This is a genomic window from Flavobacterium sp. R1_16 (genome assembly GCF_057652095.1).
Genome location: NZ_JBYFCG010000001.1, coordinates 539,167 through 555,241, shown reverse-complemented (window position 1 = coordinate 555,241; position 16,075 = coordinate 539,167). Strand labels below are relative to the sequence as shown.

At 32.1% G+C, this 16,075-nt stretch carries 14 protein-coding genes; 1 reads left to right on the top strand and 13 read right to left on the bottom strand.

Going from position 1 to position 16,075, the window contains the following annotated elements:
- Positions 1 to 4: 4 nt before the first annotated feature.
- The 13 genes from AC23L6_RS02465 to AC23L6_RS02405 all read right to left on the bottom strand — a co-directional run bounded on the left by AC23L6_RS02465 (position 5) and on the right by AC23L6_RS02405 (position 14,188).
- Positions 5 to 937, bottom strand: a complete 933-nt coding sequence (locus AC23L6_RS02465) for an OmpA family protein (RefSeq protein ID WP_487560715.1) — start codon at positions 935 to 937, stop codon at positions 5 to 7.
- Between the two features lie 2 nt (positions 938 to 939).
- Entirely contained in the window at positions 940 to 2,613 is a 1,674-nt protein-coding gene (locus AC23L6_RS02460) for a T9SS type A sorting domain-containing protein (protein ID WP_487560714.1), read from the bottom strand.
- 73 nt (positions 2,614 to 2,686) lie between these two features.
- Positions 2,687 to 3,334, bottom strand: coding sequence for a response regulator (locus tag AC23L6_RS02455; protein ID WP_487560713.1), 648 nt, complete (start codon positions 3,332 to 3,334; stop codon positions 2,687 to 2,689).
- 2 nt (positions 3,335 to 3,336) lie between these two features.
- Positions 3,337 to 5,181 carry a tetratricopeptide repeat-containing sensor histidine kinase gene (locus tag AC23L6_RS02450; RefSeq protein ID WP_487560712.1) on the bottom strand — a complete coding sequence of 615 codons (1,845 nt, stop codon included), beginning with the start codon at positions 5,179 to 5,181 and terminating at the stop codon, positions 3,337 to 3,339.
- Between the two features lie 63 nt (positions 5,182 to 5,244).
- Positions 5,245 to 5,496, bottom strand: a complete 252-nt coding sequence (locus tag AC23L6_RS02445; RefSeq protein WP_487560711.1) for a hypothetical protein — start codon at positions 5,494 to 5,496, stop codon at positions 5,245 to 5,247.
- A 98-nt stretch (positions 5,497 to 5,594) separates the two neighbouring features.
- On the bottom strand, positions 5,595 to 6,215 hold the full coding sequence (locus AC23L6_RS02440; protein WP_487560710.1) for a DUF4230 domain-containing protein: 621 nt from the start codon (positions 6,213 to 6,215) through the stop codon (positions 5,595 to 5,597).
- Between the two features lie 73 nt (positions 6,216 to 6,288).
- Positions 6,289 to 6,939 carry a response regulator gene (locus tag AC23L6_RS02435; protein WP_487560887.1) on the bottom strand — a complete coding sequence of 217 codons (651 nt, stop codon included), beginning with the start codon at positions 6,937 to 6,939 and terminating at the stop codon, positions 6,289 to 6,291.
- The gene (locus AC23L6_RS02430; RefSeq protein ID WP_487560709.1) at positions 6,936 to 8,876 is read right to left on the bottom strand and encodes a tetratricopeptide repeat-containing sensor histidine kinase; all 1,941 of its coding nucleotides are present in this window, start codon (positions 8,874 to 8,876) and stop codon (positions 6,936 to 6,938) included. The genes AC23L6_RS02435 and AC23L6_RS02430 overlap by 4 nt, the downstream gene beginning before the upstream one ends.
- 41 nt (positions 8,877 to 8,917) lie before the next feature.
- Positions 8,918 to 9,193 carry a hypothetical protein gene (locus tag AC23L6_RS02425; protein ID WP_487560708.1) on the bottom strand — a complete coding sequence of 92 codons (276 nt, stop codon included), beginning with the start codon at positions 9,191 to 9,193 and terminating at the stop codon, positions 8,918 to 8,920.
- A 257-nt stretch (positions 9,194 to 9,450) separates the two neighbouring features.
- Positions 9,451 to 10,869 (bottom strand): hypothetical protein, encoded by a 1,419-nt coding sequence (locus AC23L6_RS02420; RefSeq protein WP_487560707.1) that lies wholly within the window; start codon positions 10,867 to 10,869, stop codon positions 9,451 to 9,453.
- Between the two features lie 67 nt (positions 10,870 to 10,936).
- Positions 10,937 to 12,757: an outer membrane protein assembly factor BamB family protein gene (locus AC23L6_RS02415; RefSeq protein WP_487560706.1), complete on the bottom strand. Its 1,821-nt coding sequence runs from the start codon at positions 12,755 to 12,757 to the stop codon at positions 10,937 to 10,939.
- 34 nt (positions 12,758 to 12,791) lie between these two features.
- The gene (locus tag AC23L6_RS02410) at positions 12,792 to 13,166 is read right to left on the bottom strand and encodes a hypothetical protein (protein WP_487560705.1); all 375 of its coding nucleotides are present in this window, start codon (positions 13,164 to 13,166) and stop codon (positions 12,792 to 12,794) included.
- An 80-nt stretch (positions 13,167 to 13,246) separates the two neighbouring features.
- Positions 13,247 to 14,188 (bottom strand): GSCFA domain-containing protein, encoded by a 942-nt coding sequence (locus tag AC23L6_RS02405; RefSeq protein WP_487560704.1) that lies wholly within the window; start codon positions 14,186 to 14,188, stop codon positions 13,247 to 13,249.
- A gap of 135 nt (positions 14,189 to 14,323) precedes the next feature.
- On the opposite strand from AC23L6_RS02405, the gene AC23L6_RS02400 reads away from it, so the two are divergent.
- A complete protein-coding gene (locus tag AC23L6_RS02400; protein WP_487560703.1) occupies positions 14,324 to 16,069 on the top strand; it encodes an ABC transporter ATP-binding protein in 1,746 nt (581 codons plus the stop codon).
- Positions 16,070 to 16,075 lie beyond the last annotated feature (6 nt).

Genomic DNA, 16,075 nt, shown 5'->3' with positions numbered 1-16,075 from the left:
TTCTTTATTTAACAAATACAAATTCGACACGTCTATTTTTTTGTCGTCCTTCGAAAGTATCATTTGAATCTACTGGTATTTTTTCTCCTTGCCCAACGGAGGTCAGTCTGTTTTCATCGATTCCCTTCTGGATTAAATAATTCATAACTGACTTTGCTCTAGCTTCTGAAAGTTTTTGATTAGCATTATCACTACCAATGTTATCAGTGTGTCCAGAAATATCAATTTTTTTATCTTTTTTTAGGTTCAAATATTTCACCAATTCGTCTAACTCGGCAAAAGACGATTCCAAAATTGTAGCGCTATTTGTATCAAACAATACATTTCTTAATACCACTGGTTTATCCTCGACAATTTTTAATTTGATTTCCTGACATTCATAAAACTTAATTCTGTCTAAACCAAAATCGTTTCCATCCCAATCAGGATTTTGACTAACAATTCTAATAGCTATTTTTTCTTCATCTTTTGAATCCCAAAGCACAAAAAACTGTTCCCACTTGTTTAATTTATTAGGACAAACGAAGGGTCTGTCAAGTAGTTTCCCATTTATCGAAAATTGCAAAACCGCTGGTGGTCCAGTTTTTACGTTTAATGTATTGACCCAACAAGAGAAAAAATAGGTGGTATTCTTTTTGACTGAAATATTTTGCATCCAAACCGTTAGGTTTCTTCCATTTGCTCCATCAACTGCCATAAAATTTCCATCTCCTTTTCCTTTAAAATAGATGGGTGAAAAATTATAGGCATCATCTGTAATTCTGTAATGACTAGCTCCAGCTAATTCTTCTTCAGAATAATCAGATTCAAATGGCGTATTACTTTCCTCAAAATCACCATTTTTAACTAAATTTTGTTCGCTGGTTATCAATCCTTCTGGACATTGAGAAAATACTGCCGATGTGGTCAATATCATCAAATAAAACGCTTTCTTCATATTTATTGAATTATTATTTTTTTAGTACTAACTTGATTTCCTTTTTGAATTTGTAGCATATAAACTCCTTTTTCAAGATTGGTGTTTTGATTCACCTCATCAATCGAAAACGCTTTGATGGATTGACCTAGAAGATTATAAATTATAGCTTTACATCCGATATAACTACTCGGCACTTGAATAGTAAAATTACCTTTTGAGGGATTTGGATAAACTTTTACTTGAGAACTATCTGTAAAGGTTGAATTGCTTAAAGGCGTGTTAGAATAAAAATACAACTCGCCTCCAGTAACTGGATGAACATAAATCATAAACACACCAAAAGAGGTAGCAAAAAGGTTGTAATTATTTCCGTTTCCTCCTGCCCATCCACCACCTGAAAGGGGTGTCAAAGCCATGGTTCCAGAACTTGTCCCATCTGATTTCCAAACTTGCAATGCGCCACTTGATGATCCATTGGAACCTAGAAAATAGACTTCATTGTTATATACCTGCAAAACTTTTCTGTCGGTATAAATATTACTGTTGACACCATTAGATGTTCCCGTCCAAATATCTTTACTATTTATAATTTGATTCGCAGCATCTAATTTGAATAACTCAGAACCAATAGTTTCACTAATTCCTCTGAAAAACAAAGTATTATTTACATTGACTATCTGACAAGTATTCACGTTATTCAATTGCAAATCAGAATTAGAAGCTATTTGTACTGTACCGTCACTAGTTCCGTTTGAACTCCATATTGAAGGTCCTGTAATACACGTAAAATACAATAAATTATCCTTAATACTAAATTCATCTACTCTAGCAATTGATTTAAACAAAACGGTACCCGCAGTAGTTCCATCAGTTTCATAAATACCATAGGAGTTGGCTGTTTTTCCTATTGCATAGAAATACATTTTATTATTGTAATCAATAAATTGTTTGTTGTATGCCGTATCGGTTGACCCATTATATCCTGGGTTAATATCTTTCAACATAAAAGTTCCAGCTGGTGTACCATCGCTCACCCAAGGTTCCTTTCCATTGACAGTGAAACCACCTGTTCCATAATTGGCAAAGAAATACATTTTACCATCTTTCATATTTGAACCTAAATGGTTTGGTGCGATTTCAATAGCTGAACTATTTACTCCTTGAAAAATATCCATAACTAAATTTGTCCCCGAAGTAGTTCCATCAGTAACCCACAATTCTTTCCCAGTGGTTCCGTCGTTAGCTAAAAAAAAAGCCTTGTTAGCGTCAGCACTTAAAAATTCGACTGAAAATGTATCAAAATTATAAGGGTCTGTTGAGGGATGGATATTTTTAAGTAAGGTTGAAGTAGTTGTTTCTATATCAAACACATAGGGTTCTATTCCGTTTACACCATCATTGGCAAAAAAATAAATTTTGGTTCCTCCTACAATAGTATTCCCTCTAATGTCAATATCGTTTGGAGTTAGTTTAGTAGTGCCCGAAGCAGTTCCGTCTGACACAAACAATCCAACTTTTCCAACCAATTCCTCCATAAACAAATAATATAATTTACCGTTTACTTCTCGAAAAGAACAATTTATGGATAAACCTCCATTTGAAGGATTAACATCCTTAACCAGTTGAAAAGATTGTGCATTTAAATCGATGAAATTTAAAAAAAGTACTAAAAATATTGGTGTAATTTTTCTCATAATTGATAGATTTTATTTCAACAAAGTTGGTTTAAAATCTATCACTACGAAATACGCCGTTCTACGTATTTGGTTAGAGTAGTTTATTCTGTTTAGCTTTTTGCAACATCTCAATTCGGTTGTGAGCTTGCAATTTTCGGTAAATATTTTCGATATGCTTTTTTACAGTAGAAGTCGACAAAAATAAATTATCAGCAATAGCTGCATTCTTTAATCCTTTACTCAAATGTTCTAAAACCTCAATTTCTCTTGTTGAAAGTTCAACCAATTCTGAATCAGATGAAGATTTAAATGAAATAGGATTTTTTAATAATTTTAGAGTTTTCATTGCAATAGAAGGTGACATGGCTGCGCCTCCTGCTATCGTTTCATTGATGGCTTCGTATATTTTTTCTGCTTTTGTTTCTTTTAATAAATAGCCATCTGCTCCAGCTTTTATAGCATTAAAAACATTGTCGTCGTTATCAAAAACGGTAATCATTACAATTTTTATCTGAGGATATTTGGATTTAATTATTTCTGTTGCTTTAATTCCATTCATAATTGGCATTTCAATATCCATTAGAATGACATCTACTACATGGTTTTTCTCTAAAATCGCAATTACTTCTTCTCCATTTTGAGCCGTATCTTTGATGGTAACATCTGAAAATTTGGAAAGTTTTTCTTCTAAGGCTTTTTTTAGAAAGAAATTATCTTCAACTAAAATTATTTTTATCATGGTTATAACTGAATTTGAATGACATAACTCGTTCCGTTTTCTTTACTTGATTCGACATTCAAAATTCCATTCATCTCTTGAATTCTGTTGTGAATATTGTTTAAACCAAATGATTTTTTCTTTTTAGATTCGTAATCGAAACCTACTCCATTATCCAGAATTTTAATTTGCAATGTATTGTCAACCTGAGAAATGGCAACAAATACGTCTTTTGCATCTGCATGTTTGATAGCGTTATTTACGATTTCTTGAAGAATTCGATACAGGTTAATAGCTTGTTTTGATGATAACTCAACGTCAGATGCTATTTCAAAATCAAAATGAAAGCGAATGGCATCAACAGATTCTCTAGCATCTTTTATGAAATTGAGCATTCTTGATTGCAATTCAGACAAACTCAATTGCTTGGAATTTAAAACCCAAATGGTATCGCGCAACTCAGAAATGGACTTATAGGCAAAATTGGATAAGGTGTCAATCTTTCTATCAATTACCTCATCAAACTGAACGGAAGAGCCTTTCAAATTATCTAAAATGGAAATAATAAATGTAAGCTGAGAACCCACATTATCATGTAATTCTCTCGAAATATCCAATCTCTGCTCCTGAATTTTATAATTTGATTGTTCTTCTAATAATTTATTTTCCAATTTTAGTTGTTCTTTTTGGAGTTTTGTTTTGACTCTAAAATTTCTAAATAAAATGAGCCCTATTATTACGACACTTGAAATAAGTAGTAACCAAATATTTTTTTGCTTTACCTCGGCTTGCTGTTGTAAGATTTGTTTTTCTTTCTTTTCAGTTTGATACTTGGTTTCTAATTCGGTTACTGTTTTATTTTTCTCGACCGTATATATTGAATCTCTGAATTGTATGTAATTTTCCTGCTCTTTTATAGTAGCTTCTAGATTGTTATACTTTTTGTTAAACAATGCCTTTTGGAAATAATAATCTCTAAGTTTTTCTGCAGTTTCAGATTTTTTAGCGTATTTTAATGCTAATTCAAAAAACTTTTTTGCTTCCTCATACTGATTCAATTCGGTCGCAATTGTCCCTAAATTTGTAAAACAAGTTGCATAATCATAATCGGTATAAAGCAAGTTGTTTTGTCTTACTTTGTAGTCAAGAATTTTTACAGAACGTAAAATCCACTTTTTAGCCTCTTCAAATTTTTTCTGCTTTAGCAGTGTATTACCTATGTTGTTAAAGGTACTATGTAATAATATTGTGTCTTTCCCTTTTATATATTTTAAGTTTTGTTTGTGATAAAACAAAGCCCATTCGGGTTTATTCCAGTCGTCATAATTGATTGCTGTTGCATTAAATGAAGATCGGATATCCTTGGCTCTTGCGTCTTTTTTATTTAAAAAATACTGTATGGCTTTTTTACCATAATAAATGCCCTTTTGGTACTCTTCAAAATCATGATAATCGTAGGATAAACCGATACAAACTGTTCCTATCCAATGATCCAAATGATGCATTTCGGCAATTTTGAGTCCAGCGATTCTGTTACTTATAGCCTTATCATATTGTCCTTTGTCATTGTAAACCCTTCCTAGATTGTTGTATAAGGAAACTATTGATTCATAATCTTTAGAATCTTTAAACTTGTTTAAGGCTTCTTTCCCGTAATAAATAGCGCTATCTTGAATACCCAAATCGGTGTATCGCATGTTTTTATAAAAACAATATTCAGCTTCATCAGTTGAATTTTTAATTCCTGATTTGGCTTGCTTAAAATAATAATCAGAGGAATCTTTTGATGTTAGTGCTTTCTCCAAAATATCTTTATTGCTTTGAGCCCAAATAAAACTTAGCGGAAAAACTATTACTAACAAAATCATTTTTTTTACCATACAAGTACAATTAGCAAATGCTATTTAATTCTATACACTTCAATTATTCATCTATTTAAGATGTTTTTTTATGATTAAATTATGCAAATACATAAATTGCTTTTCTATCTGATTCACTTTTTTTAGATGCGATTTTGTATCGGTTTCTTTGCGCTTCAAGACTGTATTTTTTAACCTAAAATCATCTATTTTCTGCTGTATTATTTTTGACTTCTTTTTGTACTCGTCCTGAATTCCGATGTATCTACATTGCAAAAAGACATATAGAACAATTAAAATAAAAAATCCTAAACTGTTTTCCATTTTTAACTAATTTTTAGACAAAAATGAAAAACATTGTCGCTTGAAACAATAAGTGGAAAAGCCTATTTTAAGTAAATTTATTTTTATTTATATATCAATCAACCTCTAATTTTTAATTCCAAATCTTTATCGGATTTTACCTGTATTCCATCATATTGCAGAGTCCATCCCATAGTGCTAGTTAGAATCAAAATTTTTGACAACTCACTTACAAGCCGATTTTTGGCATTGGTTTTCAGAGATGATTTTTCTATTTTCTTAGCTAGATTAGCTCTGACTGATTTGTTTATTTTATTGTAATCGTCTCCTGTAAATGGATTTAGTTTACTTTGATTGACATCATAAAACTGAATGTCAGGACTGATTTTAATTTCTTCTTTTGGTATAGTCAAAATCGTTATGGTCTTGTTTTTCTCATCAATATCGTATTTCATTTGGCGTAAATCATAGGCTACAGTAACATCGGCATTGACAATAATTAGGGCCTTTTTCTCGAAAGAAATCATGTCCATGAAATATTTATCTTGGTCTTTGTAGGTCAAGACCTGAGAAAAATGACCCTCGGTAACGATTAACTTTCCGACGTTTACAATTTGCTGTTGAATCAAATTGGTATTATAATCAATAGTTGAAGTATCGTCTTTTTTAAATTCACAAAACTTGAATAATAAAAAAATGGCGAGTAGGATTCCAGTTATCAGTAAAATTCTTTTCTGCATTTCTTTTTTTTTATAAATGTAGAAACTTTTTTTAAACCATTAAGAAATTAAGATACATTAAGTTTGCTGCAACTTAAATCAATTTGTTGTTTTTTGCTTTTTGAATGGCTTCCAATTTGTTGTGTACTTGTAGTTTGGTGTAAATATTCTCAACGTGTTTCCGAACTGTTCCTGCAGAAAGAAACAGATTATCTGCAATTTGATTGTACTTTAATCCTTTACTCAATTGCTCTAAGACTTCTATTTCACGTGGAGTTAAACTGTATTCTTCCTCATCAGGAAGGTTATCAAAAATGATAGGTTCTCTGAACAGTTTGAGTGTTTTCAAAGCTATGGATGGCGTCATGGTCGCGCCACCATTCATAGTATCTAAAATCCCTTGATGCAGTTCTTTCGGATTGACTTCTTTAAGTAAATAACCATCAGCTCCCGCCTTTATCGATTTGAAGATATTTTCATCATTATCAAAAACGGTGAGCATGATAATCTTAATTTGTGGATACTTGTTTTTGATGATTTCTGTTGCCTCAATTCCGTTCATTTTAGGCATTTCTATATCCATTAAAATCAAATCGATATTGTGATTTTTTTCTAATTTTTCTAAAACATCCAAACCATTTATTGCTGTTATTTTTATTGAAAAATCATCAAAAAAAGAAAGTTTTTCTTGAGCAGCTTTTAGCAAAAATGAATTGTCGTCTACAATGGCAATTTTAATCATCAGTCAAGCTCTTTGTTTAATAGTAATTCAATACTTGTTCCTTTTTCTGGAGTAGAAACTAAACTAAAAATGCCTCCAATATCTTCAATTCGCTTTTGCATGTTGAGCAAACCATTTCCTTTTTCGACCGTACTTTCATCAAAACCTTTTCCGTCGTCTTGAACATAAATAACAATTTTATCATCTATAGTTTTTACCTCGATAGTAATTTGGGATGCATCGGCATATTTTATAGCATTATTCACCGCTTCTTGAATAGTCCTATAGATATTCATCCCAGAAATGGAGGATAGTTTTTCCTGATGAACGCTATCTTCAATGGTAAATTTAAAATCGATATTCTCTTTGGCTATTTTGGCTTTTTCAATGAAATCTAAGATTCTAACACGCAAGTCTTCAAAATGAATTTCGTTGTTGTTCATTGCCCAAATTGTATCGCGCAATTCCAGTATTGTTGACCGTGCAAAAGTGCTAATTCCTTGAAGTTTAGCATCCAATTTTGCATTGGTAATATCAAAAGCATATTTGATATTTTCTACTGAGGAGATAATAAAGGTAAGTTGCGCTCCAATATTATCATGCAAATCTCTTGAAATGCTCAAGCGTTGTTCTTGCAATTCGTTCTGTTTTTCTATTTGTGCAATGGCAGATTTCAGTTGAAACTCTTGCTCTTGTTGCCTGTTTTTAAGTCGCTGTTGACGGTAAATCAAAAATGCAATTATAACAATTAGCGCCAGTAAAGACGATATTCCAATCAACAAAACATTCTTTTGCTTGGCTTCGGCTTCTTTTTGACGTAAAAGTTGTTCCTTTTTTTCAGTTTGGTATTTGGTTTCCAATTCATTGGTTTGCTTTCTGATTGTTTTTTCTACAATCGCATCTTGCAGTTTCATGGAAGCCTCTATGTAATAACTTGCGCTATCAGGCTTATTCAAATAGGAATGGGTTTGAGCCAAATAAATATACGTTTGCCATAACTCAGATGTAAACACATTATTTGTTTTGTACCGATTTTTCAATTTGTATAAAATAGTCTGAGCTTCAAGAAACTTTTTTTCTGAAATGTTTTTTGAAACCTGATTTAAAGCTAAAGAAGATTCATCAGTGTTGACGTTCAGCTTTTCAATTATTTTTCCTGATTTTTCTATGAGTTTACTGGCTTCTAATCCCTTTTTCTGCTGAATTTTGATGTTTGAAATGTTATTAAAAGCAGCTGAAAGAGCTATTTCATTTCCTGTTTTTTTTGAAAAACCGATACTTTTATTGTAGTATTTAAGCGCATTGAGAGTGTCTTTTAATTTTAAATAGATATTTCCCAATGTTAAATAGGACGTTGACAAGCCTATATCTTGATGATTTTCTTCTTGGTAGGTAATGGCTTTTCTGGTGTAGCTCATCGATTTTGAATAATTTTTCAAATCCATAAACAATGAGCCAATATTGGCATTGGTTATCGCTGCTGCTCCAAGATTGTTTGTTTTTTCAAAATAATCCACAGATTCTAAATAGGATTTCAGCGCCAATGTTTTTTTATTTTCTTTATTATAAATATTGGCTAGATTGGCGGCTATTTTTGCCATGCCAATTTTATCATTTCTGATTTTCCTGATTTTGTAGGCGGTTAAATAGTTAGTTTTTGAAGATGCATAATCCGTTTTTCTAAAGTATACAGCTCCCAAATCACTATACACTTGGGCTAACAAAACCGAATCTTTTAGCTTCATGGATTCAGCAATTGCCTTATTTCCGTAGTTTATAGCTGAATCCGTAGCAATATTTGAATAATACCAGGTTAAATCAGAGTATATACTTGCTGTTCTTTTTGCATCTGGATTTGTGCTCAATTCTTTTTTGAGATTGTCAATAATTTCGTTTGCGTTTTGAGCATTAGCATAGAATGTGACTGCTAGAAAAATTAAAAAGAAGAAATATTTTTTCATAAAAAACTTTTACAGCATAAATATAACAAAATAATTTCAACTTATTTTTTGGAGTACAATTCTTCAAAAATTTCGTAATTCAAATTAAAAATAGAATTATTCAAGGTTTCGTTTGATGCTTTGAGTTTTAATCTTAAATCCTCTGAGAGTTTTATTTTTTGATTTTGATTTTCAAGATTGGATTTCATTTCCAAAATAATCTCTTCCAAAAGCATTATCCTCTTCTGGAAGTCTGAATTGCTAATCTTAAAATTGACAATCAAACCGAAAATTACAAAACAAAGTGCTATTACTATTAGTGTTAAAATATAATTCATAATGATGCCTAATTAATTTACAATCTATTTTTTGGTTTTTCTAATAATTGCTAGACTCGAATCCTTTATCCTAGAAAAAATATCTTATCCCCTCTTAGTTTGAGAACAACTATTATTAAAAAATTAATAGCAAGATTTACAATATCATTTCCATAGTGATTTACTATCACAGACATAAATCAAAGAAATGGTTTTTATAAACACAAAAAAATACGACAAATGTCGTATTTTAATAATAATGAAAATGGTAACTTAACTTATTGCTGCATCAATTCTGACTTGGAAAGCTTTATAGAATAAAGGCTTAAACGACCTTCAATAGATTTGGTATAATACAGTAATTCATTTTTTTCATCATAACAAGGAGAGGCCTCAAAATTGATTCCGTTTATTTTAGGCCCAAGATTTACAGGTTCTGACCATTTTTTCCAAGTATCATCTAGTCTATGGGTGACATAAATATCAAAATCACCATAACCACTAAATCCATTTGAGCTAAACAACAAGGTTTTCGTATCTGATAATAATTGTGGAGTTGCCTCATCTGCCGCTGAATTGATTATTTTACCCATATTTTGAAGCAAACCATAGGTTCCGTCTTCTTTAACATTAGTATAATACAAATCACTTCCTCCTTGAGTAAAATCGGTTTCAATTCCTAATATCACTATCTTTTTATCATCAGTAATTGTAGCGTCTGCGGTATCATCATAATTATTATAAGCCGCTATTTTTATTTGCCTTGGATTAGTATATCCCGCTTCTGTTTTTTCTAAAAATGTAAATCCCGTATTTCCAGTTCCTCTCTGATATTCTGAGCCTCCACGAAGAATAAAATCATTACCAAAATATTCTATATAATTGTATGTTTCATTTTCGTTCAAAACATTTTGAATAGTAGGTTCTCCCCATTTACTATTTGCTCCTTTAGTAGACAAATAAATTTGTTCCTTACCCTGACTCATGTTCGTAAAATAGAGTTCATTCCCATTTTTAGAAATTATTGGTGTCGAAATTTCAATATCTCCAAAGGAAATTAACTCACTAGTATTCAAATTTTCATAAGCTGATGTAGTGTTTATTTTGGCTTGAATTGGAATTTCCGAATCAGAAATCCCAATGGCATCTACTTGCTTTTGACCTGGCAATAGGGCAAAGTTAAATTCGACTCTAACCGCCACAACATTGGAAACCGAATTTTCCAATATAGCATTTTCAATTCCAGGGTTAAGAACATCAGGTGCTTCTTGTATTTTTCTTCTTTTTCTTTTAAAATAATAGTTATGATCGGCTGGAATTGTAGCTTTATAGGTTGGTGTTTTCGAGTCTCGTTTTCGAGTCCAAACCGTTTCATACTTTCCTGATCCATTATCAACCATAATTTGTGATACACATCCCGCATTTAGGTTCTCAAAAATAGCAACTTGTTTAACTGTTTGAGGGTTTTCAAAACCTACCTCAACATAATCTCTGCCTTTTAGGGCGTCTTTAGGACACCATGCATTAGGACTACTCCCGCCTTGGGGAAATACATCGGGTCTACCCAAAATTCGTTTAATTCCGTTTTGTTTACCTCCTAAATCTGATGAAAATTTTATGAGTTTAGATGCCCATTGCACTTGTTGTGCCTGCACCATTTGAAACGAAACTAGTGCGATAAATAAAATTTTTCTCATACTTGATATTTTTAAAAAAATGGGCTGCAACTTAAAGTTACAGCCCAAAAACAAAGCAGAAATACCTCTAATTATTCACTTTGATTTTCTCTACTTTTCTACCTTTAAAAGCAAAAATAAACTCACCATCATCTGTAATATCTATTCCTGAACCATATTGCGGACTACCACCTTTCCCTTTAGACTGAACAGAACCTTTAGTATCTCCATTTGTCATGTTGATTCCGTAGATAACATTTTTGCTGTTTCTTTGATCTCTCAAGAAATAATTTCCACCTATTTCATAGAAGAAATCTACTCCTTTAATTTTATCTGAAGCATAGGCTCTTGAACCATCTTTTTTGTTGTATGAAGCTAGTCCTTTTTCAGAAAGCACTACTACTTTATCTCCAAAATCGATTACATCAGTAGCCTTTCCTACTTTGGCATCATTATGCTTCACATCGAATAATTGATTTCCTGAAGCGATATCGTAACCATAAAATTCGTCTCCATCTCCTACAAAAGCCGTTTTGTCCTGGTCTATGATAATATCAGTAATTCTTTTGTCAAATTTTTCAGAACGCCAAGCCGTTTTTCCTGTTTTATCATCAATAGCTAACACTCCATTTTTCTGTGCTTTGTAATCCCAATAGATGTAAGGCACCATTTCTTTGTATGATCCTCCCATCGGATTAGATCTGGTTTCCCATCTGTATTCTTGAACCTGAACTTTACCCCCAATCTGCAAGAGTACTCTATCTCCAGTTTTGTATAGATTTGGCATACTGAATGCACCTGTAATTTTCTCTGAAGCCCATAGTAATTTTCCGGATTCTAAATCATGTTTTTCTACATATTTAGTTCTATCTCTAGTTCCAAACATCACTAAATATACTGCATTGTCTACAAAAACAGGATCGGCAATTGTTCTATAATATTTTTTGTTTGCAGAATTACTAAATAATCCTGTTTTACCGTCCATGTCGTTTTCATAAATGGCTTCCCAAAGTTTTTGTCCATTGTTGATGTTGTAAACTTGTAATCCATTCAAGTACATGTAAATCTTGTCATCTTTAATCCACAAATCTACGATAGCCCTTCTGGTTACTAATTCTTTTTCGATTACACCGGTAAAAGTAGCATCCCACAACACATCACCATTAACGGCATTGATTTTTACCAATTGATTTTTAAATCCAGCAAATAATGCCCCCAAGGCTGTTGGCTTGAAGTTAATCATTACAATTTCGTTTCTTTTTGAATCATAGATGTATTTACCAACACCACCTTTAAAACGATTGGTTTCCCAAATTTTCTCACCTGTATCGGCTTTCACTAGAATAACCGATGCTTTTTGAGAAATTAAAAACGCATCCAATTCTGAGATGTATTTTACCGTTTCTAATTCACCCTGGTCTGCTCCATCTTCCTTTTTAGTTCCTTTTGGAATTAAATTTTGATATTGCTCTGAATTCCACAATTCTTTACCCGATTTGATATCAATAACCGCTACTCTATCGGTTCCTAATTTTCTCTCGTCGAAAAGAAATAAATACCCACCATTTTCTTTCCAAATTACATATTGGTATTCGCATTTGTTGGTATTATTAGTCGTTATTTTTTTGTAATCACCAGACCATATTATTTTACCGCTTTGATCTAAAACCGAAGCCGAATTGTCATCTGTACCCAAAATATAGGAACCATCACTATTGCTTACTGCCAAAAAAGAAGCTTTATTATCAAACTCCGATTCCCAAACCGTAGAGAAGCTTCCTGATTTTTTACCAGCGCTAGAACCGCCTATTTTTGCTTTTGCTTTATCTAATAATTTGCCAAACTGAGCGTTGGCAGAGAATGTGCCCATCATACAGATAGACAATACTAAAATGGATAATTTTTTCATTGTTAAATAATTTTTAGAGGTTGTTTGTTATGCATTAAAATGTAATTGTATAGCGAATTTTATAGCGCTGTTGCTTTTGAAGTTTGAATTGAAACTTATGATCTAGAATATAGTCCGACATGAAATTAATGAAATCTATATTTTTGATATCGCTTTCTACTTTGAAAAATGAGGACACCTTTCCATTTTGAACCACTCCAATATCAACAACCATAGTTCCAGCGACTTCCTTGAATTTTTTATTTTTCTTCTTTAAAAAATCTTCCGATTTGAATACTTCATCTATTTCTTTGGTGACAGTCTCAGTTACAGCATCTTCATCAGTGAGCACTGGTTTTTGTGAAAAAGCTGGATTTGAGACTAGAAAGAAAAAAAGACCAAAAAATAATAGGTAACAATTTGACTTCATAATTTAATTTGTTAAGTGTTAGTTATCTATGCAAATTTAACAAATTTAACAAATGTTCATATACGACAAAATACGTATTTTTAGAATTGTATATGCGGAATCTCATCATGAAGCTGAGTCATCTTTTCCTGAAGTTCTTTTAAAAACTTTTGATGACTAACCGATTCAACATGAAAAGGTTTATGCGATAATCCTTTTTGAATACTATCTACTTTTTTCATTGTTATACTCGCCGATTCAGAAATCCAAGTTTCTAAAAATCGTTCCCAAACGTAATCAATAGCTATTTGACTTGGGTGTAACAGGTCTTCTGCATAAAAGCGATAGTCACGAAGTTCATCCATGATGATTTCATAAGATGGAAAATAATGGTAAGTTTCAGGAGATAAATCATGAATTGCTGCAATCAAATGTGCTTTACTGCGCTGATTTTCCACAAAACCGTCTTTAATATGACGCACTGGCGAAACTGTTAAGAGTAATGTTGCATTTGGATTTACTTGTCGGATAACATCAATCGTATTTTGAATAGATTGCTTGATTGTGGTTACCGAAAGAATTTCTTTATCAAACTGTGATTGCTTAACTTTGTGGCAATTAGCAACTAGCGCTTGAGAATATTTATCACGATACACCCATGATGTTCCATAAGTAATACTAATATGTGTAGCCTCTTTTATTTGCTTAGCTGTCAATTGAAGTATCTTGTTCAAATTATCCAAAACCTCCTCCTTGCTTGAATTACTGCAATCCGAGTGAACTTCAAAACAATTCCAGCGTTCGTTGTGAAAAAAAACATCTTCTTCAGTATATTGATTTTGATTAATGGCTCTCGAAACCAGCTTTTCAATAGAAATTGGATTAAAAATAATCCCAAAAGGATTCGTACAAGTATTAAATTTAAAATAATCGAATTTTTTACCCATATTCTCAGCAAAACAGGAACCAAACGCAATTATTTTGGAAGCATAATCTATAGGGAAATCCGATTTTGAAATGGATATTTTGGTAGTAAAATTCATTGTTGCACAGTTAATGATTCAAAAATAAACTATTTTGTTCAATACACATCTTCATAATCCTAAACTACTACTTTTTGATACCAATACCTATACATAATTATTAGTATTTTTGTATCATTAAATTAATAAAACCTCGTGAAACTACTCTTTTCGTATCTAAAGAAACACAAAATCCTACTTTTTATAGCCCTTGTATTAGCTGCCATAAATATTTGTTTTAGTCTATCCGACTCTGTTATTACAGGTAAGCTAATGCAAGACTGTGGTGTTGGCATTGCAAAATATAAAGGAAATGAAATTGGTTTTATAAAATCGGTGGCGTTCTGGCTTAGCTTGTCTCTTGGTGCATCAATGATTTCTAGAATTACCAAAAATTTTCAAGATTATTTTACCAATATAGTGATTCAGCGAACTGGAGCTGAAATGTATACAGACGGAATAAAAAAATCGCTCGATTTACCCTATGAAGAATTTGAAGACCAACGCAGTGGCGAAACTTTAAGCAAACTCACAAAAGTGAGAATCGACTCCGAAAAACTAATTACACTTTCTATTTCATTAATTTTCCAAACCATTGTAGGCTTCATTTTTGTAATTGTTTACATCTCAAGAATTGATTATAAAATTTCCTTTATTTTTCTTGTCACTGCTCCTATAATTGCTTTCATAAGTTCCTATCTGGGGAAAAAAATCAAAGCCGTTTCTAGAAAAATTGTTCAACAAACCAATTCGCTGGCGGGTGCTACTACTGAAAGTTTGAGAAATATTGAATTGGTAAAAAGTTTAGGACTAACCTATCAAGAGGAAAAACGACTGAATTTAAACACTTTAAAAATTTTACAACTCGAATTAGAAAAAATTCGGTTTATTAGAAGTTTGAGTTTTATACAAGGAACAACCGTCCATTTTATGAGAACTTGTGTTGTATTTACTTTGTATTACTTCTTATTTGGAGGAAAAATTCTAGTGGGTGATTTATTGACAATGGTATTTTTCACCTTCTTTATATTCAACCCGTTACAAGAATTAGGTTCGTTCATTATTGCTTTGAATGAGACCAAAGTTTCAATGGAAAATTTTAAAAATTTACTCAACTCACCTAAAGAATTTCGACCAAAAGATGCCATTGCCTTAGGCGCTATCAAAGCATTGCATTTTTCTAATGTAAGTTTTAAACACAAAACTGCCAAGTTCTATGCTGTCGAAAATATCAATTTTGATATCAAACAAGGCGAAACGGTTGCTTTTGTTGGGCCTTCAGGAGCAGGAAAAACAACCTTAGTAAAATTATTAGTGGGATTGTATCCACCAGAAAAAGGAAATATAAAATACAACGAGATTGATTCAACGAAAATTAATTTATTGGATTTGAGAAAACAACTCGGATTTGTAACACAAGATGCTCAATTGTTCTCCGGTACTATCAAAGAAAATTTATTATTTGTGAAACCATCAGCTACCGATGAAGAGCTGCTTGAAGTATTGCACAAAGCGAGTTGTGAAAAACTTTTAGCTCGCGCCGAAAATGGATTGAATACTACTATAGGCGAAGGTGGAATTAAAGTTTCTGGAGGCGAAAAGCAGCGCCTATCTATTGCTCGTGCTATATTGAGAAATCCAAATTTGTTGATTTTTGATGAAGCAACATCTGCCTTAGATTCGATTACCGAAGATGAAATTAATACCACAATTAGAAACATATCTGACCAAAACAGAATTACAGTTCTAATTGCGCATCGATTGTCTACCGTGATGCATGCCGATAAAATTTTTGTTTTAGAACAAGGAAAAATAGTCGAGCAAGGCAAACACGATGATTTATTGTTAGAAAAAGGTTTGTATTATGCGATGTGGAGACAGCAGATTGGTGAAAGGAAATAATTACTT

Excerpts from the sequence above, each read along its gene's own strand:
- AC23L6_RS02430 (WP_487560709.1), bottom strand. The coding sequence starts at position 8,876 with ATGAAAAAATATTTCTTCTTTTTAATTTTTCTAGCAGTCACATTCTAT.
- AC23L6_RS02460 (WP_487560714.1), bottom strand. The coding sequence starts at position 2,613 with ATGAGAAAAATTACACCAATATTTTTAGTACTTTTTTTAAATTTCATC.
- AC23L6_RS02415 (WP_487560706.1), bottom strand. The coding sequence starts at position 12,757 with ATGAAAAAATTATCCATTTTAGTATTGTCTATCTGTATGATGGGCACA.
- AC23L6_RS02420 (WP_487560707.1), bottom strand. The coding sequence starts at position 10,869 with ATGAGAAAAATTTTATTTATCGCACTAGTTTCGTTTCAAATGGTGCAG.
- AC23L6_RS02440 (WP_487560710.1), bottom strand. The coding sequence starts at position 6,215 with ATGCAGAAAAGAATTTTACTGATAACTGGAATCCTACTCGCCATTTTT.
- AC23L6_RS02445 (WP_487560711.1), bottom strand. The coding sequence starts at position 5,496 with ATGGAAAACAGTTTAGGATTTTTTATTTTAATTGTTCTATATGTCTTT.
- AC23L6_RS02465 (WP_487560715.1), bottom strand. The coding sequence starts at position 937 with ATGAAGAAAGCGTTTTATTTGATGATATTGACCACATCGGCAGTATTT.
- AC23L6_RS02405 (WP_487560704.1), bottom strand. The coding sequence starts at position 14,188 with ATGAATTTTACTACCAAAATATCCATTTCAAAATCGGATTTCCCTATA.
- AC23L6_RS02450 (WP_487560712.1), bottom strand. The coding sequence starts at position 5,181 with ATGATTTTGTTAGTAATAGTTTTTCCGCTAAGTTTTATTTGGGCTCAA.
- AC23L6_RS02455 (WP_487560713.1), bottom strand. The coding sequence starts at position 3,334 with ATGATAAAAATAATTTTAGTTGAAGATAATTTCTTTCTAAAAAAAGCC.
- AC23L6_RS02425 (WP_487560708.1), bottom strand. The coding sequence starts at position 9,193 with ATGAATTATATTTTAACACTAATAGTAATAGCACTTTGTTTTGTAATT.
- AC23L6_RS02410 (WP_487560705.1), bottom strand. The coding sequence starts at position 13,166 with ATGAAGTCAAATTGTTACCTATTATTTTTTGGTCTTTTTTTCTTTCTA.